The sequence below is a fragment of the Dyadobacter sp. 32 genome (assembly GCF_902506755.1).
Lineage (GTDB): Bacteria > Bacteroidota > Bacteroidia > Cytophagales > Spirosomataceae > Dyadobacter.
In genome coordinates this window covers 580,581-605,087 of the sequence record NZ_LR735258.1, presented here as the reverse complement: position 1 = coordinate 605,087, position 24,507 = coordinate 580,581, and the positions used below count along the sequence as shown (strand labels likewise).

Annotated in this window: 22 protein-coding genes; 4 read left to right on the top strand and 18 right to left on the bottom strand. The window is 44.7% G+C overall.

Going from position 1 to position 24,507, the window contains the following annotated elements:
* Positions 1-6: 6 nt before the first annotated feature.
* Complete coding sequence (gene ruvC / locus DYADSP32_RS02320; RefSeq protein ID WP_149244218.1) at positions 7-600, bottom strand: crossover junction endodeoxyribonuclease RuvC; 594 nt, start codon at positions 598-600, stop codon at positions 7-9.
* Between ruvC and DYADSP32_RS02315 the strand changes: the two genes are divergently transcribed.
* Together DYADSP32_RS02315 and DYADSP32_RS02310 are read left to right on the top strand one after the other, a co-directional pair.
* Positions 599-1,603, top strand: coding sequence for a lysylphosphatidylglycerol synthase transmembrane domain-containing protein (locus DYADSP32_RS02315; RefSeq protein WP_149244219.1), 1,005 nt, complete (start codon positions 599-601; stop codon positions 1,601-1,603). The genes ruvC and DYADSP32_RS02315 overlap by 2 nt on opposite strands.
* On the top strand, positions 1,596-2,747 hold the full coding sequence (locus DYADSP32_RS02310; protein WP_149244220.1) for a glycosyltransferase: 1,152 nt from the start codon (positions 1,596-1,598) through the stop codon (positions 2,745-2,747). Before DYADSP32_RS02315 ends, DYADSP32_RS02310 begins: the two co-directional genes overlap by 8 nt.
* A gap of 135 nt (positions 2,748-2,882) precedes the next feature.
* Here the strand turns inward: DYADSP32_RS02310 and DYADSP32_RS02305 are convergent, their stop codons facing one another.
* From DYADSP32_RS02305 to DYADSP32_RS02285, 5 genes are all read right to left on the bottom strand, one after another.
* Positions 2,883-3,692 (bottom strand): helix-turn-helix domain-containing protein, encoded by an 810-nt coding sequence (locus tag DYADSP32_RS02305; protein WP_149244221.1) that lies wholly within the window; start codon positions 3,690-3,692, stop codon positions 2,883-2,885.
* A 160-nt stretch (positions 3,693-3,852) separates the two neighbouring features.
* Complete coding sequence (locus tag DYADSP32_RS02300) at positions 3,853-4,977, bottom strand: FAD-dependent oxidoreductase (RefSeq protein ID WP_149244222.1); 1,125 nt, start codon at positions 4,975-4,977, stop codon at positions 3,853-3,855.
* A 30-nt stretch (positions 4,978-5,007) separates the two neighbouring features.
* The gene (locus DYADSP32_RS02295; RefSeq protein WP_149244223.1) at positions 5,008-5,694 is read right to left on the bottom strand and encodes a methyltransferase domain-containing protein; all 687 of its coding nucleotides are present in this window, start codon (positions 5,692-5,694) and stop codon (positions 5,008-5,010) included.
* Entirely contained in the window at positions 5,687-7,645 is a 1,959-nt protein-coding gene (locus DYADSP32_RS02290; RefSeq protein WP_149244224.1) for a UbiA family prenyltransferase, read from the bottom strand. The genes DYADSP32_RS02295 and DYADSP32_RS02290 overlap by 8 nt, the downstream gene beginning before the upstream one ends.
* 260 nt (positions 7,646-7,905) lie before the next feature.
* On the bottom strand, positions 7,906-9,318 hold the full coding sequence (locus DYADSP32_RS02285) for a sensor histidine kinase (RefSeq protein WP_149244225.1): 1,413 nt from the start codon (positions 9,316-9,318) through the stop codon (positions 7,906-7,908).
* Between the two features lie 495 nt (positions 9,319-9,813).
* On the opposite strand from DYADSP32_RS02285, the gene DYADSP32_RS02280 reads away from it, so the two are divergent.
* Positions 9,814-11,094 (top strand): NAD(P)/FAD-dependent oxidoreductase, encoded by a 1,281-nt coding sequence (locus DYADSP32_RS02280; RefSeq protein WP_149244226.1) that lies wholly within the window; start codon positions 9,814-9,816, stop codon positions 11,092-11,094.
* A 133-nt stretch (positions 11,095-11,227) separates the two neighbouring features.
* Here DYADSP32_RS02280 and DYADSP32_RS02275 read toward each other — a convergent pair whose 3' ends face one another.
* The gene (locus DYADSP32_RS02275) at positions 11,228-12,949 is read right to left on the bottom strand and encodes a PQQ-dependent sugar dehydrogenase (protein ID WP_414617451.1); all 1,722 of its coding nucleotides are present in this window, start codon (positions 12,947-12,949) and stop codon (positions 11,228-11,230) included.
* 531 nt (positions 12,950-13,480) lie between these two features.
* On the opposite strand from DYADSP32_RS02275, the gene DYADSP32_RS02270 reads away from it, so the two are divergent.
* The gene (locus DYADSP32_RS02270) at positions 13,481-13,873 is read left to right on the top strand and encodes a DUF2958 domain-containing protein (protein WP_149244228.1); all 393 of its coding nucleotides are present in this window, start codon (positions 13,481-13,483) and stop codon (positions 13,871-13,873) included.
* Between the two features lie 33 nt (positions 13,874-13,906).
* On the opposite strand, the gene DYADSP32_RS02265 is transcribed toward DYADSP32_RS02270, so the two are convergent.
* The 11 genes from DYADSP32_RS02265 to DYADSP32_RS02215 form a co-directional block, all read right to left on the bottom strand.
* Positions 13,907-14,179 (bottom strand): UBP-type zinc finger domain-containing protein, encoded by a 273-nt coding sequence (locus DYADSP32_RS02265; protein WP_149244229.1) that lies wholly within the window; start codon positions 14,177-14,179, stop codon positions 13,907-13,909.
* A gap of 1 nt (position 14,180) precedes the next feature.
* Entirely contained in the window at positions 14,181-15,842 is a 1,662-nt protein-coding gene (locus DYADSP32_RS02260) for an FAD-dependent oxidoreductase (protein ID WP_149244230.1), read from the bottom strand.
* 87 nt (positions 15,843-15,929) lie between these two features.
* Positions 15,930-17,351 carry a sensor histidine kinase gene (locus tag DYADSP32_RS02255; RefSeq protein WP_414617450.1) on the bottom strand — a complete coding sequence of 474 codons (1,422 nt, stop codon included), beginning with the start codon at positions 17,349-17,351 and terminating at the stop codon, positions 15,930-15,932.
* An 87-nt stretch (positions 17,352-17,438) separates the two neighbouring features.
* Complete coding sequence (locus DYADSP32_RS02250; protein WP_414617449.1) at positions 17,439-18,446, bottom strand: hypothetical protein; 1,008 nt, start codon at positions 18,444-18,446, stop codon at positions 17,439-17,441.
* 116 nt (positions 18,447-18,562) lie between these two features.
* Positions 18,563-19,213, bottom strand: a complete 651-nt coding sequence (locus DYADSP32_RS02245; RefSeq protein WP_149244231.1) for a sterol desaturase family protein — start codon at positions 19,211-19,213, stop codon at positions 18,563-18,565.
* Between the two features lies 1 nt (position 19,214).
* Positions 19,215-19,790 carry a DUF4833 domain-containing protein gene (locus DYADSP32_RS02240; protein WP_149244232.1) on the bottom strand — a complete coding sequence of 192 codons (576 nt, stop codon included), beginning with the start codon at positions 19,788-19,790 and terminating at the stop codon, positions 19,215-19,217.
* Between the two features lie 111 nt (positions 19,791-19,901).
* Positions 19,902-20,822 (bottom strand): PfkB family carbohydrate kinase, encoded by a 921-nt coding sequence (locus DYADSP32_RS02235; RefSeq protein WP_414617448.1) that lies wholly within the window; start codon positions 20,820-20,822, stop codon positions 19,902-19,904.
* A gap of 51 nt (positions 20,823-20,873) precedes the next feature.
* Complete coding sequence (locus DYADSP32_RS02230) at positions 20,874-21,584, bottom strand: HAD family hydrolase (RefSeq protein WP_149244233.1); 711 nt, start codon at positions 21,582-21,584, stop codon at positions 20,874-20,876.
* 31 nt (positions 21,585-21,615) lie between these two features.
* Positions 21,616-22,647: a lysylphosphatidylglycerol synthase transmembrane domain-containing protein gene (locus tag DYADSP32_RS02225; RefSeq protein ID WP_149244234.1), complete on the bottom strand. Its 1,032-nt coding sequence runs from the start codon at positions 22,645-22,647 to the stop codon at positions 21,616-21,618.
* Positions 22,628-23,593 (bottom strand): CDP-alcohol phosphatidyltransferase family protein, encoded by a 966-nt coding sequence (locus DYADSP32_RS02220; RefSeq protein WP_414617447.1) that lies wholly within the window; start codon positions 23,591-23,593, stop codon positions 22,628-22,630. Before DYADSP32_RS02220 ends, DYADSP32_RS02225 begins: the two co-directional genes overlap by 20 nt.
* The gene (locus DYADSP32_RS02215) at positions 23,590-24,462 is read right to left on the bottom strand and encodes a hypothetical protein (RefSeq protein WP_149244235.1); all 873 of its coding nucleotides are present in this window, start codon (positions 24,460-24,462) and stop codon (positions 23,590-23,592) included. The genes DYADSP32_RS02220 and DYADSP32_RS02215 overlap by 4 nt, the downstream gene beginning before the upstream one ends.
* Positions 24,463-24,507 lie beyond the last annotated feature (45 nt).

Sequence of the window (24,507 nt, the reverse complement as noted above, 5' to 3'; positions counted from 1 at the left end):
GTACGGCTACTTCACCCGGTCGGGATTCTCATTTACATAAGCTCCCCAACCGCCCTTTTTTGATTTTGAAGAAGTCTTGGATGCACTCGAGGCGGGTGAATTGGCGTGGTAATGGTGGCAGATGGCAATGGCAATTCCGTCCGTAGCGTCCATAAACTCTTTACTAAGCTCCATTTTAAGAATTTTTTCCAGCATGTATGCCACTTGCTCTTTGGAGGCACCGCCACTGCCCGTTACTGATTGCTTCACCTTTTTGGGCGAATACTCAACAATAGGGATATCCCGGGCCAGCGCGGCAGCCATTGCCACGCCCTGAGCACGGCCGAGTTTCAACATGGACTGAGGATTTTTACCATAGAAAGGATCTTCGATCGCCATTTCATCCGGAAGGTAATCCTGTATCAACTGGGATATCCGTTCAAAGATTTTCTTCAGTTTCAGTTCATGGGTAGTATATTTGCTCAAATGAATCACACCATACTGAATCAAAGTAATTTGCTGCCCTTTTACCGAAATCACACCGTACCCCATTACCTGAGTACCCGGATCAACACCAATAATCACTTTTTCAGCGGCATCCGCCTGTGGCAATTTTATCATGGTGCAAGATAAGGAACTCTCCTCTTCAAACGAAAAAACAAGCTGGAGCAAAGTGCTGTGGGCAATAAAACTCATTGTGACCGCATTGATTATCAGCTACATTTATTCTACTTTTAAAAATGAGCAAAAAGGCATTTACGATATCAGTAAGGTTTTTTCCAGAATTATTGTGTTAGAAAATATGCCTGTAATCGCAACCATACTAGTGCTGGTTCCCATCAACTGGGCTTTGGAAAGCAAAAAATGGCAAATCCTGGTGCAAAAAGTCTTTCCGGTTCCTTTCCGAGAGGCTTTCCGGGGAACCATCACAGGACTTGCCGTCGGTGTGGCTGCACCTGCACAACTCGGAGATACAATTGGTCGGGTGGCCGCTCTGAGGTCTGATAAAAGACTCGAGGCCATTGGGGCAGCGATTGTTTCCAACGGTATACAGTTTTATGTTTCGCTCATTGCCGGAGCCGCCGCATGGTTACTGCTCCAGGATTCCATGCCACTTCCGCAATCCAGCAAACCGATTATCAGCACAGGATTGTGTCTACTTACTGCACTGGGTTGGATTGTGGTCGGGTCAAGAAAACGAATGCTCAACTGGCATGCGGAAAATCCCCTTCTTCAAAAAATAATTTCCTATGTCAGGATTATGGGTACCTACACGGGCGCAGAACTTCTGTACGCAACTTCCTGCGGACTGTTACGTTATTTCGTCTTTCTCACACAGTTTGTACTGGCGCTATCTTTATTCAACTTCCCTTTGACACTTTCCACACTGGCAGCATGTGTGGCGCTGATCTTTCTGGCCAAAACCATAATTCCCGCCATCAACGTATTGGGCGATTTGGGATTAAGGGAATTTACAGCCCTTTTCGTGTTCAAACAATACAATCTTCCAGCGGAAGAAATTATTACGGCGACATTTCTGGTATGGATTATCAATGTAATGGCACCTATACTGATTGGCATCTATCTCATTTGGAAATACAAATGGAACGTGAAAAATGATTGAGAACTTCCTTGCTTTATATCTCGTTCCAGTCATCTGGGTCATTTTAGGCAGCTACGCTTTGTTCACCCTTCTGCTGAACTTTTACTGGGATAAACTACGGGTTACCTACCCTTCTGCAACCCTATCGCAGATGCAGATCTCGGTGATCATCCCGGTCCGCAATGAGGCGGGGAATATTGCATTACTGCTCAACGACATTGAAAATCAAACGCTCTCGAAAGAACAATTTGAAATACTGATCGTGGACGATTCCTCCACCGATGGCACAGCCGAAGTGATTCAGCAATTATGCACGCAACTACATGCGAGAATTAAACTGATACGGCTCGAAGATGTACCAAATGCATCGCCTAAGAAAAGAGCCATTGAAAAAGCCTTGAGCGTAGCTTCGGGAGAATTGATCATCACCACAGACGGTGATTGTCGGGTGGGGCCCAATTGGCTACAATCATTTAAGGATTGCTATATGGCTACAGGCGCAAAACTGATTAGCGGTCCCGTGACCTTTACACCCGAAAATACCCTGACAGATCATCTGCAAACTGTGGAATTTGCCAGCCTGATCGGAAGCGGTGGAAGTGCCATCTCTGCCGGATATCCGTCTCTATGTAATGGGGCAAATCTGGCCTATGAAAAAAAAGTGTTTACCGAAGTGGGAGGTTATGATGGCGTCCGGCACATCGCGTCTGGGGATGACGAATTTCTCATGCATAAAATTGCCGACTCCTATCCTGAGGGTGTCCAGTTTTTAAAAGATCCCAGGGCAGTTGTTTATACAAATCCACACCAGAAATGGTCTATGTTTTTCCGGCAACGAAAAAGATGGGCCAGCAAATGGAAGCATTACCAGAGCACTACGCCTCTTGTACTAGCCCTTTACGTGTTCGCCTGTAATTTTGTCCTTCTGGCCTCACTTGCTCTTTATGCATTTGATATAATTTCTATTACCGAATTAGGTGCTTTTTGGGTTGTAAAGTGCGTCCCTGAATGGATTTTTTTGGGCAGTATCCTCTCTTTTTTAGGTAAAAAACGATCCATTCTGTACATCCCAATTACCCAGGTGGTATATCCTCTTTATGTGTGCCTCTTTGGCATTGCGGTGCAAAAACCCACGTATGAGTGGAAGGGGAGAAAACTGGTCTAGAAAACAATCTGACAAGGTCAGCGGCTCAGAAATCCAATCGTAAGAATGCAAACACGTTTCTTTACAACATTTCAATGCCGAAGTTTATCTGCTTAACCAAGTCGAAAGCCCCTTATCCTTTCCCCGAACCATAACCTACTTTTTACCTCTCAGTTCTTTAACCTCCTGCTGCATTTCCTGCAACATTTTCATAAGCTGCTGCATGTCCGTCTGTGGTTCGGGTAACTGTCGGCTGTGAAAGCTGTAATACTCCCAAAGCTCAAGCACTTCTGAAACCGGAACGGTATAGGCAAAATATTGTTTGTTGAACGATTGCAAAAGCATTGTTCCATCACGATTGATGGTTACCTGCTTAAATACGAAATCCTGTTCCCCTTTCAGGATTACAATACAGGGTGTTTCATCTTTCACCTTTGTCCAGTCCTGAATATACCGGGTAATAATATCACTTCCTTCCGGAACCGGCAACATCGAATCACCTATGGTTGGGAACATCCTGAAAGTTCCATTTCGTGGCAGATTGGGAAGATTGAATTTAGGTAGCGTAGCCAGAAATTCAGGATCACTGAACCCGGAACGGTACCCGGCCTTTGCCTTGATGGGTACATACTCCACGTTCTCCTTCTCGTCCTTATCCACCGTAATGGCCAGAACCCGGATATTATCGCCTTTCATAAACAGCTCACTCCCGAGTTCCAGATCTTTCATTTTTTGTTCTGACAGTTTCGTAAGATCTATTTTCAAAAGACTGTCAATACTCATTCTGAAAAACTCGGAAAAATTGATGAGGTCGTCAATCGTTGGGTTCGCAGTGCGGCCACTTTCATGCGCATTGAGCTTTACCCTTGTGATGCCTAGCTTTTCCGACAACGTTTCCTGACTGAGTTTCTGACGCAGACGCAAGTACTTGATATTACCCGACCAAAATATATCCTGAGCTCTCATACGTTATTGATATTTAAAAAATCAAAAATAAGATACTTATAGTATCAAATGTAAAAACATTTTTTTGAAATTCTAATTTTAAAGAAGAAATTTATAAAAAATTCCTAAAAGCATACAGAACAGGAAGTTGAAGAAACCATCTGACGCTGCGTCATACCTGTTAAAATTTTTTTCCATGTGTGAGTGCGACCAGCTTTTTGGTCACCGTTGGCAACAGGCTAAGCAATTTCAGTGCAAAATGTGTGGTAGTTGGCTTACCAAAGAGATGCTGTAGGTAATATCCGGCTGTTATTCTTGCATGAAAAGACTGGTTCCATGCTTGTTGATACGCTACCCGGGCGTTGGCGCTGCTTTGTTTTTTATTAAAATAAAGGATGAGCTCGGTAGCGAGAAGGTTCGAAGCGCGCATGCCCATGCTCATGCCATTACCGCATAAAGGCGTGATGGATCCTGCTGCATCACCCAGTAAGAACATTCCGCTGCCAAACGCCGTTTTTTCCCTGAACTGAATATTACTTGTCACGAGTGGCTCCTGACGTATAAAATCTGACTCTGTGAAATACCGCTTTAGTATAGGATTCTGATACAGAACCTTTTCCTCCATTTGACCGATATCCTTCCCGTTGTCCAGCAAATTTCCCACCGTGGTCAGGTAACACAGACAATGCCAGTCCTGATCCACCTTAGACACGCCACAATACCCGTCTTTGAAATTATGAAGCTCGATTTTATTATGCGCCAGGTCGGTTCTGATGTGATACTTCACACCCAAATATTTGCCATGATTAAGGCTCGTTTCCTTTTGCATGAAGGCTGGTGTATATCTGCCATAACTACCGCAAACAACATCAGCTTCAAATGTACCCAAGGCGGTTTCGATCTGATGCGAAATGTCATTATTTTCAACTGCACTTACTTTACAGTTTTCGAGCACGCGTACGCCTTTTTCTCTGGCAATCTGGCTCAAATAATAATCCAGACTATACCGGCTGATTCCAAAACCACCCATATCCAGGGCGTGTTCCAGCATAAACCCTTTGGGTGAGCTGATACCCAAACGGGAGATCCGGGGAAGGGCAAGGTCATCCAGAGGCAGACCTATTTTTTGGAGAAAATCCCAGCTTTCCATTGAAATATATTCCCCGCAAACCTTGTGAAACGGATACCGGTTTTTCTCAAAAAGCACCACATGAATGCCCCGATCGGCCAGCTGAATGGCCAGACACAGGCCAGCCAGCCCTCCCCCGATTACAGCACACTGGTATTTTTTTGTCACGGTGTTCATTGTTAGGTTTATAAGCCATCAAACAAATGCTCAGGAATAAATAATTACCTCATGCCTGAATGCCCATTTGTTTTTTACCGAATATTTCGCGGCACCTGCCTCCCGGATTATTTCGATCCATTCCTGCTTCTTAAAACCTCGTAAAACCGAGAGCGGCGCATCGTGTTTTACCAGGTATGAGGCTGAAAACAAAGCGGTCAGAAACTTTATCAAATAATACGCCAAGGCATTTCTTTCCAGATCATTGATAATTAGTACAGCCTCTTTTTGTAAAGCAAACCGGATCAATTCAACCAGTTCCTGTTCTGTAAGATGGTGGCAAAACAGGGATGCGTGTATGATGTCCACCTCGGGTACATGGTAATAGATATTTCTGTAATCATCACAAATAAAATTGATCTCTCGATCAGGATTATTGGTAATTGAATAATTAACACAGACCGGTTTTATATCAATACCGTAAAGCCTGAGGGTCAAATCCTTCCGTTTTTGCCATCGGTTCATGCGTTTAAGCGTATCCCCTCCCCCACTTCCGATATCCACCAAAATGTTAGGTCGATTATTCAGGATTACCTTTTTTAGAGCGGCAAAAGAAATACGGTAGCCACCTAACCAATTATTTATAAAATCGAGCTCCCGCAGATTCCTGAACAGCTCATTTTCAGGAATATACGCTGCGTCCAACAGCTCCTTATCATTGCTGCGGTGTTTAAACATAGCTGAACTGCATGGTTTCGATGCTTAATCCTGGTCCAAACGCGGCCGCAAAACCACGTTGGCCCGGATTACGACCACTTGCCCTTTCGAGTACATCCTTCAATACAAAAAGCACCGTGGGCGATGACATATTTCCGTAGTTTTTAAGAATACGATAGCTTGATGCCATTTTGCATTTATCCAGATTCAGGGCATAGGCAAAATCGTCTACAATTCGTTTACCACCCGGATGCACCGCCCAGCGCGTGATGTCGTCCGGATTAAGGTTGATCGATCGGAGCATGGGGCCTATGTTTTTGCTGATCAGATCCGGTACATAAGAAGTCAGATTCATGATGAAGCCTGTTTCCGATAACTTCCAGGCCATATCGGCGTAGCCATTATGCAATACAAATGAATTGAACGAATCGATCCTCACCGGATACCCCTGCACGCCAGCTGGCTGGGATGCAACCAGGACAGCTGCTGCACCATCTCCAAAAAGCAGGTTCGAAAGGATGTAGTCGTCGTTAAAGCGTTTTTGAAAGTGTATGGTACAAAGCTCTGTGCACACGATCAACACCTTCGCATTGGTTTCGTTTTTACAAATTTCATCTGCCTGCTTAAGCGCGATGATGGCTGCATTGCAACCCATAAAGTTAACACTGCTGCGATGAATGGTGGGTTTCAAACCCAGGCTCCTGATCAGTTCAATGTCCAGTCCAGGAGCAAACAGCCCTGTGCAGGTCACTGTGATGAGATGTGTGATCTCCTTCTTAACATTTGAAAAGTCATTTATTTTCTCAGCCGCGCGAGCCGATAGCGCGATTGCATGTTTTTGATACAGATCCATTCTTTGCGTAAGTCCGGGCTCGGGGAGCAGGTCTGCATTATTAGCAAAAAACGTATAATCCTCCACTTTCTGATCAAAATCCCGGATAACAGAATACCGATTTTGTATCCCTGACTTGGCAGCTACAATTTTTATTTTACGTTTGGTAAGCTGATCGCCAGTCGAATTGATGTAGAAGGAAGCAAGTGTTTCCTGAGTGAAGCAGTTGTCTGGAACGGCGGTTTCAATAGCGGTGATGTAACTCAATGGGTAATAACGAAATAAAATTAGTACTAAAAAACAACCGTTCATGCATAGACCCGCAATCAGGTTCATTCGCATGGTATTACGGAAATTGGCGTGGCTATTATCCTTCGCAACCTGCAAAAACCAATATACAAAATATACGACAATGGGAAGAAAGAATATTTGAATGATGTAAAAAATCGTTCCAATTTGCTTTTCACGGAAATAAAGGAAGTAAAAGATGTTGCAAATGGCAAACATCACCGCAGTAAACAGGAAAGTGCCCCGGTATCCCAGCTTATAACTCAGTGTGACGACCCCATCTTTCAGATCTTGCCTGTGCTGGTAAATCTGTGTAAGCGGGTATGCTCCTGCGATCTGGAATGAGCATCCAAGTAAAACATAAATAGCCTCCCGGTTCATAATCAGTGGATGGCCTGTAATACCCAAAAAGGACATGTAATAGGTAAACGCCCCTTGAAAAATGACAACAATAAGAAAACCTGCAAAGGGATATTTTTTCAGGCGGATTTGCCGGGAACTGTATGCACGGGAAGCAGCTATGTAGCAAATCAAACAAACGGCAAAATACCAATCCACGAAAAATGCGGCCAGAATAATCGCCATGGTATCCAGGACCAGTGTGGTATAAAACAAGTGTATGGTCGGTAACGGAGGACGCTCGATACCACCTATACTATCTTCGTCCCTATCAACATAACTATTGTAACCATTGCTTGCCGGGTAAACCAGAAAATGAATAATTAAAAATGACACTAACGTTTTGTACAACACCACGTTCTCGGCCTGGCTCAAAGCGAAGAGAAACAAAGGCATCAGAAAAAACGAAAACGGAATCCGTAGAAGTTTGATCGTATTTCCGGAAGGAAACATTATTCGAAGTTTTTATGGGGTGAGCTCAGGTTCCACATTGGAACATTCGCTACAAATCTACACTTTTCGACGCGTGCGGATTTCGGTTGGTGAACTTTTCTCCAAAAAATGTGATACGGATTGGTGACTATCACCATTTGGCTCTCAAAGCAGAAGTGTTGCTGAACCGAATTGCACGTACAGTCGTAACATTATTGGTCGAAAAGCTACTTTTATCCAAATGTCCGCTTACAACCAGGATTAAAATCTTGAAAGAAATGCTATTTTAAATAACTCTTTTCGAGACTTTTTTCACCCCTCAAAACATAAGGTTCTCCTTCATTGCGCGTTTCATGCAACGGAATTGAAATATAAAAAGTTGTACCTTTTCCAGGATTACTCTCAAACCATATATTACCGCCCTGAGCCACTATAAACTCCTTACAGAGCAACAACCCGAGTCCCAATCCCTTTTCATTTTCTGTTCCATAGGTTGATTTCGCCGTCAGAGAAAAGATCTCGCCCTGCTTGTCTAAGTCAATACCCGTGCCTGTATCCCGAATGCTAAGCCAGCATTCATTTTCATTGATCTTGTTCTCAATGAAGATACTACCCCCGCTGTGTGTGAACTTAATGGCATTACCAACCAGGTTTCTGACAATCAGCTCCATCATATCACCATCCGCATAGATAAAGGTATCTGCATCTATTTTATTATAAAGGTCGATATTCTTCTGGGTGGCAATGGATCGCTCCGTCTCCAGCGTGTTGGCTAATAGCTGGGCAAGATTGTGCACATCCGGAAACACCGATATCCCTGTTATCTGGGACTTTGACCAGGATAGCAGTTTGGAGAGCATCGCGGAAGTTTTCTTGGTGGTTTGCAGTAACTCTCTTTCGATGTACTGCTTGTCTTCCGATTCGAGGTCATATTCAGTAATAATCTCAAGGGAATTCTGAATACTACCGAGTGGCGATCGGAGATCATGGGCAATAATGGACATCAGCTTGTTTTTCTCCGCATTCAATCGCTGCAGTTCGAGGTTCTGCATCGAAATTCTTACGTTTTGTTCTTCAATGGCACTGCTTTTGGCAGCTGCCGACCTTCTCTCAATTTCATACTGGCGCCGGATGCCGGTGATACAGTAAAAACTGACAACCACCACGACCAGATAAGCCGAAGAAATATCAATATAATGATTGAACCGGCTGTTGTAAGTAAAGGGGATCAGTTCGGGCGCTAAGTACTCCGAAAGCATGAGCCCCAGCCCAACGGCAATATTTAAGGGAATCCAGAATTTGTAATGCTTGGAGGGAGAAATCGTTACAATGATGATCAGGGCTAAAAGAAGGAAAAGGTCAGTGGGCCCATCCACTCCGGAATTCATAAAGTAGTTGATACCGAACCCCACATGAATGGCCAGAAGCCCTATGAATATACTTGCCGAAACGTTGTTCCTCACCCGGGAATTGTAGTACAACAGGCATATCGCCACTAATAGAAAAAAACTCTCAATGGCAATTTTAGGAAGTCCTATGGCATAGTTGAACGGTATATTGTAAAGCGAAGCCAGCAATGTTATGAAACATACCGAATGAAAAATCCTGGCACGAAGAATAAATTTTTCGGGTGAACCTGTAATGGTAAGCCAAATCAAATTCAATTTGCGCTTAACTGATGATAGAGAGTTCATGAATTACCATTAAATGGTACTACAAGCATTAAAAAAGTAATAATTTCAAGGAATAGAATAGCTAAGACTAAACATTTAGACTCAGCTGCCAATATAATAAATAAATTCTACAAAACAACGACACATCATGTATAGAACCTATACTTAATACGCTTATCCAATAATCAATTTAATAAGCCTGAGAAACCATATCATCGGAAAGCACATGTATTTGGAGGCCATCTCTGTAGATGCTGCCTGAGCATCTTAAAAACACAAGGGGCGCATCCGCGGGAATGCCCTGAGAAAATTCTGGCACGCCTTTTGGCGGAATAATGGTATATTGATGGCAAAGTCTCGGCTTTACTTGAAATTGAGCTAGACTAAGCGGCAAGATAGAACACTGGTGTGTTAACTGGGGAACCTGATGGCGTGAATATTTGAACAAATTGTTAAACAACAGACTTGGGGTGTCCGGAATAGAATTGAATGACACCAAACCAATTACCCAATAAAATGAAAATACTGATCATAGGTGGCGGCTTCGCTGGAGTAAACCTTTCACTGGATTTGGCGCGCGATAAAAATTACGAGGTGACACTGGTGGATAAAAACAATTACAACTTTTTTCCACCTCTTATTTACCAGGTTGCCACTGCTTTTCTGGAGCCTTCCAGCATCAGTTACCCTTTCCGTAAATTGTTCCGGGACAAGGAAAACCTGCAATTCAGACTAGGTGAACTGGTAAGCGTTTCTCCTGATCAAAATAAAGTCATCCTTTCCAATGGCGAACTTCATTATGATTACCTGGTATTCGCCACCGGAGCTGAGACTAATTTTTTTGGAATGGAAAACGTCAGGGAAAATGCCATTGCCATGAAAACCCTCGACGATGCGATTGAAATGCGTAATAAACTATTGCAGCAAATGGAGCAGGCAACCATTTCAGAAGACCCCGATGACATAAAAAAACGCCTCACTGTGGTGATTGCCGGTGGTGGGCCCACCGGGGTGGAAGTCTCCGGTATGTTTGCCGAAATGCGTAACGGTATCCTCAGAAAAGAATACCCTGAACTTGCAGGGAAGGGAAGTGAAATCTATCTCATCGATGGTGGTGACGCTTTGCTATCACCTATGAGTATAAAATCGCAGCAAGACACCTACAATGAGCTTAGAAAAATGGGTGTGAAAATTAAGCTGAATACCCATGTCAAAGATTTCGTTGACGATACGGTTGTATTGGGAAACGGAGAAACTATTGCGGCTAAAACGTTAATATGGGCAGCTGGGGTATCAGCAATGAAGTTTGAAGGGATCCCAGCAGAAAGCTATGGCCGTGGCAAACGCATGCTCGTGGACGAGTACAATAAGGTAAATGGAACCGGTAACATTTATGCTATCGGGGATACCTGTCTCCAGCTTAGTGATCAGGCATTCCCTGCAGGCCATCCCCAGGTGGCTCAGGTGGCCATTCAGCAGGGCAAAAATTTGGCAAAAAATTTCAAAAGCCTTGCTAAAAAAAGCGCGTTAAAACCTTTTATTTATAAAGACAAAGGATCCATGGCCATTATTGGTAAAAATAAGGCCGTTGTGGATCTGCCCAAGCCGAAAATTCACTTCAATGGGTTTATCGCCTGGTGTGCATGGCTTTTTATCCATTTGGTGTCCCTGATTACATACCGAAACAGGGCGAGAACCCTTTACAATTGGATGATTGCCTATTTCACCAAGGACCAGTCGCTTCGCATGATTATCAAGCCCACGCCACGCCAGACTTTGGACGATGACAAAATTTGACAGGGAAGAAAGGGGGCCGGGTTAGTCAGGAAATAGTCGGTTTAGTGGAAGCCAGACATTTTCGCTGGCTTTTGACAACACCTGCCCGGAACCTTCCACACAGATTCCGGATATGTTTTCAACCGGCCCGCTGTCATGGAGCCATGATAATTTTTTGTTGTAACGTTTTTTTATCGTTTGAAAGTAGCCTGACGATGTATAATCCAGTTGCCAGGGTAGTTACAGGAAGATCAAACCGGCCCGATTTGCCCGAAATATTTGTGCTAAGCAGGATGGAACCCGAACTATTCAGTAACTGAAGCTCGTTGTAAGCTTCGGACAGGCTTACATGCATCATTCCATCCGTAACAATGGATGGGGAAACAAAGCTGGATTCATTCTCCCCGCCCTCCACTTTAATGATCCGGGAGAAGGCATAAGATTCGTCCCGGTCTACCATCCTCAATCGATAATAACCTATACCCTCTGCATAATTAGGATCTGTAAATGTATACATGGATCCCCCGGTCGTGTTTTGTGAGGCAACCAGGGCGATTGATCTGAATTGTTTGGCATTGGAACTGTATTCCAGATCGAAATGATGAAAATTTTCCTCCAAAGAGGTCTCCCACCGAAGCGCCACACCTTCCTGTACCCGTCTCCCCGTAAAGCTGACCAACGTAACGGGCAATGGTTCCGAAAGCTCATCTGCAACCCGATAAATGACATTTTCACCCATCGCAACCACATAAATCTCTCCATCTTCGGACTCTCCATAATCGGATATATTCGTTTTATTCAGTAAGCCAGCCATAGGACTCAGGGTTGCAGCTCCTGGCGCAAGCACGTGGAAAATTCCCGATATATAATCCGAGCCAATATAATATCCGTTCATGGCTGTGGATACAGCACCCCGATACACGACACCGCCAATAACCGAAGCGCCCAAAGCACGACCGTAACTGTACCGTGGCGTAACATTATTGGCAGGCAGGCAACTTGGATCACTTGTATAAGCCGGATTACTCCCATCCCCTTCATAACACCGCCAGCCAAAGTTAGCCCCCCTTAATGTAGCAGTGGTTCTGTGATCGATCTCTTCTTTGGTGCCCTGACCTACATCGCCAATCCAGATATCCCCATTCGATCTATCAAAACTCCATCGAAAAGGATTGCGCAGCCCGATGGCATAAATTTCCGGCTTCACATTGTCTCCGGTCCCAATGTAAGGATTATCCGCCGGCACAACATATTGATCCGTGCCAGAAGTGGCCACGGCAATGCGCAATAATTTCCCCAGCCAGTTTTGGGTATTCTGGGCATTATTTGCCGGATCATTCCCTCCTCCACCATCCCCGACCGATATGTAGAGATTTCCGTCAGGTCCAAAATGAATTTCACCGCCATAATGGTTGTTGGCCGGATGCGGGATACTGATTACTTCCAAAGGCGTAAGGTCGTCCATCACGTCGGCACCCGGGGTGGATGAATCGTATCGATGTACAACAACATTGCCAAATTTATCCGTGAAATGAACGAACAGACATCCGTTCACTTCAAAATTCGGGTGAAAAGCTATGCTTAAAAGCCCCCCTTCTCCAGACTGACTTACGAGACTACTGAAATTCAGATACACCTTCTTATAGGCATGCGCTGCATCAAAAACCTTAATAATGCCCGAACGCTCTGCAACAAACAGTCGTTTGGATCCATCACCGGCGTTGACGATCTGCATGGGTGTTTCCACATTAGACTCAATCGCGGGCTTTAAATACATCTTGGGCTGAGCCAAGGATTCCTGCATACATAATGCCAGTAAAGCAATAAGCATCGAACTCGCCAGGTAGCCGGTTTGCTTGGATTTAAAGAGTTGCATAGCCGTAAAGTTTATCCACATGAATGATGATGATCCAATATTCAAGACCAATAGTGCCCCGAATCCAAGGGTGATCTTTACAAGAATTACGCCATGCTTTGTAAACTTTATTCTATTATTTATTTAAATATTTACAGCACCGCCATTTTTAATTATCTGAACAAGCCATCTTACATGTATTGAGGTGAAAATGGAAGTCCATGGACAAGGTCTGCGATATCGGGGCTAACGCCCCTAATTGCTTATTTTGCTAAGAAAAAGACAGGGCTACGCCCCTTTATTTTGTCATCATAAATTAAGGCGCGCATAGCTGAAATTAACTGGACACAACCAACCAAAACGAGGGGCCAAAGGGGCGTTAGCCCTGTAATCTTAGTAGATAAAAATGGGAGCAAAATTGCCAGAGGGGCGTAGCCCTGGCATCATGACAATAAAAAATAGCCTGACAATTATCCAAATCTTTAAAAGCGAATTCGCTGTCTGGGAGAGAAGATAATTGGCAAAGAAACCTCGTTGAATTACCTTTGTGAAATGTCACAGATGATTCCCGAAGAAATAAGAAAAAAAATGGTACAAAATGCCCTCGAAGTTCACGAAGGCGTTGCCCGGGATCACGCCCCGGAAGTAAAGCTGTATACCAAATACGGTAAAGGAATCTGGCTCCTGTCTGAGCTTGACGAAAAGAACAACATCGCCTTTGGAATCTGTGATCTGGGACAGGGAACTCCGGAATTGAGCTATGTCTCCATTGAGCATCTGGAAAGCATCAAACATGCCCGCCTGAAAATCAGAATGATAGAAACCGACAAGCTGTTTATTTCAAAATATCCAATGAGTGTTTACCTAGAAGCAGCAAGGGCCAATAAAAGAATCACTGAGGATGATGCCCTACTTAGCGCTGCCTCAGAGCGGTTAAGCAACTAATTGATCCTGCTAGTCATTTATCCGTAAACGCAATCATTCATATTCCGCAAACGCCTCATCCTCATAACACCACAGCCATTTTTCACCGGGTTCCGAGGAAATAACGACAGGATGACCAGTTTGATGGAAATGTTGCGTCATGTGCTTTTTAGGCGAACTATCACAGCATAGTGTCTCACCACAGGTTTGGCAGGTTCTCAAATGAACCCAACGCTCACCTGTTTTAGAGCATTCCAGACATACCAGCCTGGTGGCAGGTTTAATTGCTGTAATCTGAGTAATATGTTCACAAATCTGGTTGCTCATTTTACACTTCGCTTAAATACTGATGAACAAAACTAATGGACATGGATCCTTCCCCTACGGCCGAGGTAACCCGGTTCATAGCGCCCGCCCTGACATCACCTGCTGCAAAGATTCCGGGTGAACTTGTTTCCAGCAGATACGGATCACGATTGAGTTTCCACACCTGTTTGAAGTTGTCGTATCTGCTCATGTCACGGCCCGTTTCTATGAATCCCTTACTATTTTTGATAATCTCCAATCCTACCCAGTCGGTGTAGGGACGCGCACCTATAAAAATGAACAGGGCATCAGCCTTCACTACCCTTTCCTCTGCAGAATTCAGATCGATCAGTTTCAGGTGTTCCAATTGATTGTTGCCCTGTGCTTCGAGAATCTCTGTGCAACCAAGAATCTCAACATTGTCTGTGTTCGAAAGCTGATCAATCAAATACGATGACATGGTCGCTTTCAAGTCATTTTTGCGGATGACAATAAACACCTTTTTGGCAAACTTTGAAAGATACATAGCCGCCTGCCCTGCCGAATTACCACCGCCGAGTACAAATACCTCCTTTTGGCTGCATGCTGCTGCTTCGGTGTTGGCTGCCCCATAATAAATTCCTTTTCCCGTAAATTCCGCAATACCTGATGTTTCCAGTTTTCGATAATCCACGCCGGTTGTGATAACCACAGCCTTTGTATTAATCTCGGTATCATCATCAAGCACGATAGTCTTGTAGGCATCTTTGAGTTTGATTTCCTTGACAGACTGAGGTGAAAGAAATTCAGTCCCAAACCGGGTCGCCTGGGTAATAGCCCGGCGCGCAAGGTCTTTGCCACTGAGCCCCGAAGGGAAACCCAGGTAATTTTCGATCCTGGAACTTGTACCGGCCTGGCCCCCGGGTGCCCGGCGCTCGATCAGCAAGGTGCTCAACCCTTCCGACGCACCATACACGGATGCGGATAAGCCTGCTGGCCCGGCTCCGATAATCACCACGTCATATATCTGTTTCTTCACTGTGGAATTCAACCCAATACCAGAGGCTATTTCGTTGATAGAAGGTGTCTTAAGTAATTTCCCATCCTCAAAAATCACCACTGGGAAGTCTTTGGATTCCAGATTATTGGTTTTAGCAATTTGCTTGGCTGTGTCATTTGATTCGAGATCCATCCACAAATACGGTACCAGATTCCCAGCCAGGAAATCCTTGATCTCATGCGATTTAGGTGAAAACTGATAGCCGACCAGCTTGATGCCCTTAAAATCAGGACGATAGTTGCTCTGCCAATCATTCAAAAGTTCGTCGATGGCCGGGTACAATTTTTCTTCCGGCGGATCCCAGGGCTTCATCAGATAATAATCCAGCTGCACATCATTGATGGCCTTGATAGCTGCATCGGTATCCGAGTAGGCGGTGAGCAATACCCGCTTCGCATGCGGAAAGAGTATCATTGCTTTTTCAAGAAACTCCACACCCTGCATTTCGGGCATGCGCTGATCTGAGATAAAAATGGCAACTTCTTCTCCTTTATTTTGCAGATCGAGCAGGCTTTGTAATGCCTCACTCACCGAAGAGGTACTCAGAACACGATACTTTTCCCGATACTGGGTTTTCAGATCACGGCTGATAGCGCGAAGAACCTGAACATCGTCATCAATTGAAAATATGATTGGTAAACCCATTGTGGTGTTTTGTTTAGCTTTTCCGTTGTTAGCATTTAGCTATCAGCTTTTTTACAACTGTTTAAATTTTGGTTGAGGTGTTTTCGGCTAACCGTTTATCGGGAAACAAACCAGGAACTCTGTGTGCCCCGGTTCAGAGGTCACTGTGACTGATCCCCGGTGTTGTTTTACAATACGGGTAACGACGTCCAGGCCGAGTCCCGTTCCTTTCCCAATCTCTTTTGTGGTGAAAAACGGATCAAAAATTTTCGACTTAATATCTTTTGGTATACCCGGACCATTGTCGATGATGGAAACTTTGGCAAACTCATGGTCGAGTCGGGTTCTGATAATTAGTTTCGCCCCCTTCTGTGATTCCAACGCATCACTTGCATTGTCGATCAGATTGGTCCAGACCTGGTTGAGTTCACCTACCATGGCGTTGATCGGGGGTAGTGATTCATCAAAATCCTCCACCACTTCGATATTGGCCCTTTTTATTTTATGATTCAACAACACCAGGGTATTCCGGATGCCGACGCGGATATCAATCACCTCCTTGTCTCCACCCCGGTCCATGTGTGTAAAGTTTTTTACAGAGCTGATCAGATCCCCGATTCTCTTGGAGGCATCCTGCATATCGGCCACCATGCGCTCTGTGGTAAAATTATTATTGATCCATCTCAGAATGGGGGCTATATGTGCCGAAGGAATATGTTTTTTTATTCCGTCCAAAACATCCGCAGTGAACCCGAACTCCACGAAGTTTTCGGCCATATCCATACTTTCCCTGATTTTTTCGTCCATAAGCCAGTCCGATACCTCATCCTCCATCTCCGATCGCTCCATCATGGTCAGCATAGGTCTTTGCGTATTCCGAATGGCTGCAAACATTTTTTCGTTCACAAAATCCACCTCAGCAGCGTCCATTCTAACAGATATCAGTTCTTTGAAACTCTCGGGTTGCGATTGAAGGTGTTTTTTGAGCGAAGCCGAACCTCTTACAATTGCCGCTGCGGGATTGTTCAGCTCATGCGCCAGGCCTGCCGACAACTTACCCAGTGCCATCATTTTCTCATTCTGTTGTTCCAGTTCTGTAAATTCCTTCACACGTGAGGTCATTACGTGCACAAGTACCTGGGTTAATTCAAAATGAAGACGGATCATCTCTCTTAACTTTCCAATCGGCAAGGTCATTACTTGTGCAGGAACCACACATTGAATATTGGCAATGGACAATTTGGCTCTGGAAAAAGGAAGGATACCTGTAATGCTATCTTTTACCAATTCTGCGACGACCAGTTTTTGATTATTCTGCAGTCTGTACAACTCAATGCGACCACTCATAATAAAGTGCGTACCAGAAACGGGTTCACCGGTTGACGCAAGAAACTCCCCTGCCTCCAATGTGTAATGCCGGCTCTCGTCGATCAGCCATTGTAGCTGATTTTCGGGAACGTTGCTCAAAATGACGTTGGATTGTAAATCTTCAACCAGAATTTGCTTCATCGGGATAGGTTCGCCTAGCATTACGATTTTTTTTTGGCTAAATATCGTGCTTTTTGAAGTGAAATAAGAACTGAATCGATTGAAAAGTGAGTAATGGATAACAAAATGTTAAAATGTATAAAACTCGTATTCAATCTTCCAGGAGACCTTTTCTCCCGATTTTGCCGCAATCCGGATGTAAGGTTCAGGGCAGGATGTGGTAGAACACGCCCAAAATACCAGCTTCTGCATCGGTACATCGCCCGTGATCCTGACACCTGCGTTCGTTTTCAAATTTTCAATCGAAATGTCGTAGTCGTCTGCAGTATTTTTGAATCCCTGCACCCCGGCCGTGTAAACGTACTCATTCTTTGGTAGTTCCTTATTAAAGATGATGGCCTTGTCCTTTGTATCCGCTACGGTTCCAAAACCTTTACCCTCAGCAGTAATTTCAAATGGAAAAGAAATTTTGACATCCGGGCCGGTCGGTACCTGGTCGATCATGAAGAAATTGTGGTTGTAAACACTGGTTTCTATCGACTTTTGTCCTGTGTTGGTTAAGCTATGTTCGAGCACCATAGCCGGCCTGCCTGCTGCAAGCCTGACAGTCTTTTTATAGATGTATGAATAGCCGGCTGCGTCTGTGAGCGTGTGGGTAAATTCGACTTTATCCCTGAACTTTCTAACCTTCCAGGTGCCTGGATTTTCGATTTCATACGTTTTTGCGAAAGAGAAGCTTTTATCGTCGGGCTTCACCAGGCTTCCTACCCCAATTTTCAAAAACGCTCCTCCTACCGGGGCCTCATCAAATCCCAGTGCTGAAAATTCCTCAACCGGCCCCATGATGGCATCATGCAGTTTGGGGTCGTATTTTTCAAACCATTGCCCAAAGTAATTGTGTCCCTTAAATTCCAGCCTGGCCACCACACCCGACCAATCGAACCGGGTGCCACGATAATAACCGGTAGCAGGGTCAGGCAGATACAACCGGGCTTCAATGAGGCCATTAGAAATTGTAGTCTGGGGAAAATTATCCGACGAAATCAGACCACAACATAAAACAACAAGGAGACCTGCACACAGGCTCATTACTGACACTTGCCTGACAAATCTAAATAACAATGGATTAGCTTTCATTGCAAAGTTCTTGGTGTGATCATCATCAATATGAAAACCAGAAAGAACCTTTTATACTCTAAAAATGAGGAATCCTCATTCAAGAATCTTAACAAGCATGTCCTAACAGGTCGTCATTATTCGTGCGATGCCCGCTCCTGCTTATTTCCCGATCTTGGAAAATCAGACCTGAATACTTTATCCCAAAAATCAGAACTCACTCCATAACCTTTATCGGGTTCAGCGTAGTGATGCATCATGTGGTGTTTTTTCAGATTTTTCCAGAAAGCAGACTTAAAGTGGGCATGGTGCAACGCGTAGTGGGTCATGTCGTAAAAAAGGTACCCTGTGATAAAGCCTGTGAAAACCGCTGCGGTAGTGAACTCGGTCATAAAAACCCCAAACAAAAAGTAAAACCCGGTTGCCAGGGGTATACTTACCGACGGCGGCATAACAAGCCTTTTTTCATCATTGGGATAATCATGGTGCACGCCATGAAAAATGAAATGAATACGTTCAAGCACTTTGCCCTTTGGGTTAAAATGAAACACAAACCGGTGCATAAAATACTCCGTAAAAGACCAGATAAACAGGCCTTCGAAAACAAATCCGGCAAACTTTAAAACGGACATGTCACCGGTGACGAGTGCCTGATAAGAAAACCAGCCAATTACCGGTATGAAGACAAATAATGGTACACTGTAATGTACCTTGGAAAGCGATTCCAGAAAGTTACTTTTGAACATCCTGGACGATTCCGTAGCGTTGGAAATGTACTTTTTAGCCATGTCAAGAAGGTTTAATTCTCTGCACGATTGTTTTTCCTGTTGTGATATCTTTACCCCTAAGCTCAATATACAGTACATTTGGCGACCAGAAAGAGCCACCGTCTATACGTATAAAAACACGACTCAGGATACATTCTTTCTTATCAATGGCGGCATAAACATGATACTGGTTGGACCTGTCCTTCCGCAGATAAAGCGGTAGTTTTGAATAGGCAACCGACCTCAGTTCAAATGTGCCGTCACCAACGGGTTTGGAGTTAATTCCATAAGCGAACTTTCTTTGAAAATAATTGAGATCCTTCCGCATCCCTCCTTCGGGGTAACGTATCCAGAATACGTTAACGGGTTCGGTGCTACGGATATTCCCCTTTTTATCTGTATTCAATTCATAACAAATGGTGTTGGTATTCGGGTCGCGCTGAATGTAGAACAGCAATCCGGGAACATTGCCGGGCACAGGAAAGGTATCCGGCATCATGGCAGCAAACGGTTCCCGGCTCTCGGGAACTGCACGATTATGGAACGACAGTAGTAATGGCCCGGCGGCCATCATCATGATGAAGATGTAATTTTTCATGCCTATTGCAGCGCTTTCCGACTTTGCCGTAAAGCTCCATTTTTACTTTCAATACTAAAACTCTTGTAAAATCAACAAAACCACCGCTTAAGTTAAGGCCTCCCGACAGGTTCAGAACGACGACGTAAGTACCGGTAGTATTCTCTGATATCTGCTTTCGTTGCTCTCAGCTATCAAACGCTCAACCAGGTCTGCATTTCCGGAAAATGGCCCCGACGACTGGATATTTAATGTGGCCATGGCTGCCCCGAACTCGCCGGATTTTTCCACGGACGCACCCTGGATCTTCTTCCACAAATACCCCGCCATATAGGTGTCCCCACAACCTGTTGCGTCAACGACTTCATCGGGTGTAAAAGCAGGAATCTCGTAAAAGGCGCCGTTTTTGTAAATAATTGATCCATTACTTCCCAACGTGATAATCACCTCTTTGACCCCCAGACCGGCAAGATATTTGGCTCCATCGTGCACGTCGCTGGTGCCCGCGATGACCTCCATTTCGAATTCATTGGCTTTCAGAATCGACACATGGGCCAGCACCTCCTCCTTGTCTTCCCAGTCTTTGTATCGTACTTTTTGATTTTCTACATACCGCAGATAGCCCTGAACATCCAGGGAAACCATGCCTTTGGCAGCCAGTGCCTTGACGAGATCTACCGGAATGTCGTCAGACAAAAGAGGGCCGAGATGGAAGATTCTTGCGTCTATATCAGGCATTTCCACAGCCACAAACGGAGAGGCCTTATGCAGTACATTCTGCTCGCGGTGATTCTGATTGGCGCTGTATATATTCTCAAAATAAACGGTATGATCACTCGGCAGTGCACAAATTTCAACTCCCTCGTTACGTAATTCGGTGAGCACATGGTGCTCCTTCAAAGCCAACGCCGTAACGAGCATGTACTTCACATCGAACTGGCGTACTGCCTTTGAAAAATAAAAAGAGGTGCCTCCCGGCATGTGCTTGATTGACTGGGTAGTCACCACTTTATCCAGCGTGATGTGCCCTATGGTGCAGATATCGTACCTCATATGGTTATAATTGGTGTTTTTAATGTTGTTAATCAGTCATCGGATCCCGTTTCAAAGCAAACCGATACGCTGTACTGTCAACTGAGCAAAATCCGTGATTTCAAGATCAGCGACAGAGGTAGTTTCTGTTTTCAAAATATCTTCCCATCCTGCTACGTTCAACCAGATGGTTTTGCATCCTATGGTATTTCCCGGTATCATGTCCTTGGAATAGGAGTCGCCCACCACCACACAGTCTGATGCTCGCATTCCGAGGCGCTCCACACCCAACCGGTAAATTTCAGGATCGGGTTTACGTACACCAACCACGGCCGATTCGACGACATCGGTGAAATAACTCCGGAGCCCAAAATCACTTAAAACGGTATTGAGGTTTCCATAAAAATTGGACACCATCACCATCGCATATTGATCGGCAAGGGCACTCAGTATGGGTAATACATTCTCAATGGTCTGCTTTACAAAAAAATTACAATCTGATGCAATGGTTGTGACAAGCCTTCGATCCAATGATTTACCCAACGATTCCAGGAACGTAAACTGCTGATCAATTTTCAGACACAGTACATCGTAAAAATTATGCGCTGGTTTCACAATCGGGTTGATGGCGAGCGCACGTTCACCAAAACTATACGCCTTACTGAATTCCTCCCTCACAACCGGCACATGGTACTTTTGATAATGATCCCACAGCACACTCCCCCAATGGAGTCCATTGGTATCGATTGTGCCACCGTAATCAAATAAGATTCCTTTTATCATTTTTATTTTTTATCACTTGTACATTATTTCATCATGCCAGCGCACTCGCTGGTTGCTGAACGGGGTTCTTTATTTTTCCATTTCCCGATTTGCCCATGATGGCGAGTCCGATCAGAATCCAGACAAGCTCCCTGATACGCATAACCACCCCAATAAATATACCCGACGCAGCCGCGAAGCCAACGCTTTGCAAAGCAAGCGCCAAACCACCTTCACGTGTACCCAGTTGCATGGGAAAAAAGAAGATCAGATTGGCAAACAACGAAGAGCCGGAACTTATGATCAGGGATTGCACCAGGCTCATATCCAAGCCTATCGCTCGTGCGGTAAAATATATTTCCAGGCACCCCACCACTCTTCCCAAAAATTCAAGAAGCAGGGAGGCATAAAATCTTGGTTTTCTATCCGCATACAGTACCCTGATCTGATGATCAATGTCCTCAAGGGTTTCGGATTTTTCACGTGCGAAATCCGCCGCTTTGGTTTTGACGAAGGGTATTCTTGCGAGCAGACGAAACGTACTCACCGTGAACCCATTTTTATACACTTTGACAAACCAGTAACCGATCAACAGCCCAAAAAACATCAGCAGTCCACAGCCGGCCAGGAGCATGTTGTTGATCGGGACAAAGGCTACCACAAGACCTATGGAAACCAGCCAGAACAATACATGTGAAAACATGTGCATCAGACTGTACAAAAGAACAGACGATGCAGCCTTTTTGGTACCCAACGCCGGCTTCAGCTCCAGAATCCGGTAAGGCTCGCCGCCCAGGGCTACAAATGGTGTGATGTAGTTGATGGCGTATCCCGATATGGTCAAGCGTAACACCGACAGAAAAGGCAGGTTACTTTCAGGTAGATCAGGCTCCTGGATAATTGCTTTGAAAGCAAAGGCATTCAGTATATAAATAACCAGCCAGCTACCGATGACCGGAAAGAACCACACACCCGTTTTCTGAATATTTAGCCAGATGACTTCAACCCCCATGGCATACACCATGTAGCTGAGCGTCAGTATACCGACCCCAAAAGACAGGACTTTATATAGTCTGGAGTTCATATTCCTTGCTTACAATCTTCTGATAAAAATGCCCGCTCACCTTCTCCTGTTCTGTACACATATAGATCAGAATCGGATTGAGAATGAATATGTCAAAGAAAAAGTATATCCAGGCCTGATCTATAAACAGCCATAGAAACAGAAACAGAACCCTGGTGTTGAACTGAACGATATTGGTATACTTCATCAACGGTTTGTTCTTTGCCCGAAAGTCGACTACGAGCTGTGCAGGCAGTGCTCCCTGAAATTTTTCCTTCACGGCCGACAATAGTTTTTGCAGTCGAGGCGAGAAGGCTTCCTGCATCCTGGTGTAGTTCAGGTAATTTCGGGCAATGAGTTTCATCCCAAAATTCCCCGACCATGTGAGCTGATCATATTCTCTTTGCAGGTCGACACTATTGTCCAGCTCACTTCCAGAGGTTCCTTTTATGAAGAACAAATGTACGTTGCGGTAATAATCAGCCATGGCAGATTGCACGATGTGCGAGAACCCCGCCAGTACACCAGGTACCCAGATCCATGCCGACCAACCTTCGTTCTGACTTCTCAGGCAGATGGCGAAGTGAATGGAAATGAACCAGAAATCCCCCGCAGCCCCGTCCAGAATCCTCCCCAGCCGACTCTTATTGTTGGTCATTCGTGCAAGCTGTCCGTCGGCGCTATCCAGCGAGTTGGCAAAAACAAGCAGAAGCATACCTATGACATTGATCCAGAGATCCTGATAATAGAACAAAATGCCGGCCGCTACGCCAAAAAATATACTGATGATAGTCACCGTGTTGGGTGTCATCCCGATTCTGGCACAAAAAAGTGCGATCTGATAACCAATGGGACGGTAGAACCAAATGTCGATTTGTTCCTCCGTATCGTTTGATTTCAGCGAATTCTCAAATGCCGTGTTTTTTAAGTCTTTCCCGTTTTCCACCATCTTCCTATTTTCGCTCACTTGATTGGTTGTGTAAATCGTTGATAAATAACCCTGGCAATGTGGCCGGCGGCCTCTTCACGGCAGGGTGCAAAACTGGGCCAGTCATTAAGGTCAATGATATGGAAGCTTCCATCTCGTCCTACAATGGCATCCCCTCCATATATGTCCACCCCAACCGCAGCGGCCGAGCTGCCCGCTACTCTTTTCAATTCATCTGCATCAAACGCAAAGTGAAGAGACTTGCCGTTAATATTTTCATAATCCGCGTACTTATGATGATTGTGGTCATAGGGATAAAACCAGAAGAAGAAATCAGTTCCTCGTACTCCATAAAACTTCACCAGATCACCCACCAAATGCTGCGAAATCAAGGCATCCGGAATATCTCTTAATGCATACTCCTTCAAAATTTCTTTCCCCTCGGCAACCGACCCTGCAAATGTTACATCTTCCTTGTGAATGGCGTGGAAATCTCCCCTTTTGATCCAAAATCCTTTTCCATTTAATTCATCAAAAACAGTATCGGAAAAATCGTCCGTATTAACAATAAAACTATGGGGTACAGGCACTTGTCGGGCAAGTAACGCATTGTGCATATTGATCCGGAAGCAGTTTTCAATACCGAAAGCCGAGTTGACAATTACCGTACCGCTACTTTCCAATTCCTGTAATTTCTTTACCACTTCCTTCTGACGCGCCATGGTGAATATATGATGCTGTTTCACCTCGCTCACGGCAAGAAACTCATCCTCACAGCAAATGCTTACCTCGCAACCGAGCTGCTCCAGCGCCGCCGCTGTAAGCGAAAAAATGGCGCCGTCGTTTCCGATGTGATTCGGTGAAAACTTCTTATTCCTATGTACTCCTAATATTTTCAATTCACTCATTTCATGCAATACAGACTCAAAAAATTATTTTCTGTCTGTAATTAA

What these genes read in the sequence shown, in the direction of transcription:
- DYADSP32_RS02315 (WP_149244219.1), top strand. Translation starts at nt 599, where the DNA reads ATGGTGCAAGATAAGGAACTCTCCTCTTCAAACGAAAAAACAAGCTGG.
- DYADSP32_RS02245 (WP_149244231.1), bottom strand. Translation starts at nt 19,213, where the DNA reads ATGGCTAAAAAGTACATTTCCAACGCTACGGAATCGTCCAGGATGTTC.
- DYADSP32_RS02255 (WP_414617450.1), bottom strand. Translation starts at nt 17,351, where the DNA reads ATGCTAGGCGAACCTATCCCGATGAAGCAAATTCTGGTTGAAGATTTA.
- DYADSP32_RS02235 (WP_414617448.1), bottom strand. Translation starts at nt 20,822, where the DNA reads ATGAGGTACGATATCTGCACCATAGGGCACATCACGCTGGATAAAGTG.
- DYADSP32_RS02230 (WP_149244233.1), bottom strand. Translation starts at nt 21,584, where the DNA reads ATGATAAAAGGAATCTTATTTGATTACGGTGGCACAATCGATACCAAT.
- DYADSP32_RS02290 (WP_149244224.1), bottom strand. Translation starts at nt 7,645, where the DNA reads ATGTTTCCTTCCGGAAATACGATCAAACTTCTACGGATTCCGTTTTCG.
- DYADSP32_RS02295 (WP_149244223.1), bottom strand. Translation starts at nt 5,694, where the DNA reads ATGTTTAAACACCGCAGCAATGATAAGGAGCTGTTGGACGCAGCGTAT.
- DYADSP32_RS02240 (WP_149244232.1), bottom strand. Translation starts at nt 19,790, where the DNA reads ATGAAAAATTACATCTTCATCATGATGATGGCCGCCGGGCCATTACTA.
- DYADSP32_RS02215 (WP_149244235.1), bottom strand. Translation starts at nt 24,462, where the DNA reads ATGAGTGAATTGAAAATATTAGGAGTACATAGGAATAAGAAGTTTTCA.
- DYADSP32_RS02305 (WP_149244221.1), bottom strand. Translation starts at nt 3,692, where the DNA reads ATGAGAGCTCAGGATATATTTTGGTCGGGTAATATCAAGTACTTGCGT.
- DYADSP32_RS02275 (WP_414617451.1), bottom strand. Translation starts at nt 12,949, where the DNA reads ATGCAACTCTTTAAATCCAAGCAAACCGGCTACCTGGCGAGTTCGATG.
- DYADSP32_RS02250 (WP_414617449.1), bottom strand. Translation starts at nt 18,446, where the DNA reads ATGAAAGCTAATCCATTGTTATTTAGATTTGTCAGGCAAGTGTCAGTA.
- DYADSP32_RS02310 (WP_149244220.1), top strand. Translation starts at nt 1,596, where the DNA reads ATGATTGAGAACTTCCTTGCTTTATATCTCGTTCCAGTCATCTGGGTC.
- DYADSP32_RS02265 (WP_149244229.1), bottom strand. Translation starts at nt 14,179, where the DNA reads ATGAGCAACCAGATTTGTGAACATATTACTCAGATTACAGCAATTAAA.
- DYADSP32_RS02225 (WP_149244234.1), bottom strand. Translation starts at nt 22,647, where the DNA reads ATGAACTCCAGACTATATAAAGTCCTGTCTTTTGGGGTCGGTATACTG.
- DYADSP32_RS02280 (WP_149244226.1), top strand. Translation starts at nt 9,814, where the DNA reads ATGAAAATACTGATCATAGGTGGCGGCTTCGCTGGAGTAAACCTTTCA.
- DYADSP32_RS02300 (WP_149244222.1), bottom strand. Translation starts at nt 4,977, where the DNA reads ATGAACACCGTGACAAAAAAATACCAGTGTGCTGTAATCGGGGGAGGG.
- ruvC (WP_149244218.1), bottom strand. Translation starts at nt 600, where the DNA reads ATGATAAAATTGCCACAGGCGGATGCCGCTGAAAAAGTGATTATTGGT.
- DYADSP32_RS02270 (WP_149244228.1), top strand. Translation starts at nt 13,481, where the DNA reads ATGTCACAGATGATTCCCGAAGAAATAAGAAAAAAAATGGTACAAAAT.
- DYADSP32_RS02260 (WP_149244230.1), bottom strand. Translation starts at nt 15,842, where the DNA reads ATGGGTTTACCAATCATATTTTCAATTGATGACGATGTTCAGGTTCTT.
- DYADSP32_RS02285 (WP_149244225.1), bottom strand. Translation starts at nt 9,318, where the DNA reads ATGAACTCTCTATCATCAGTTAAGCGCAAATTGAATTTGATTTGGCTT.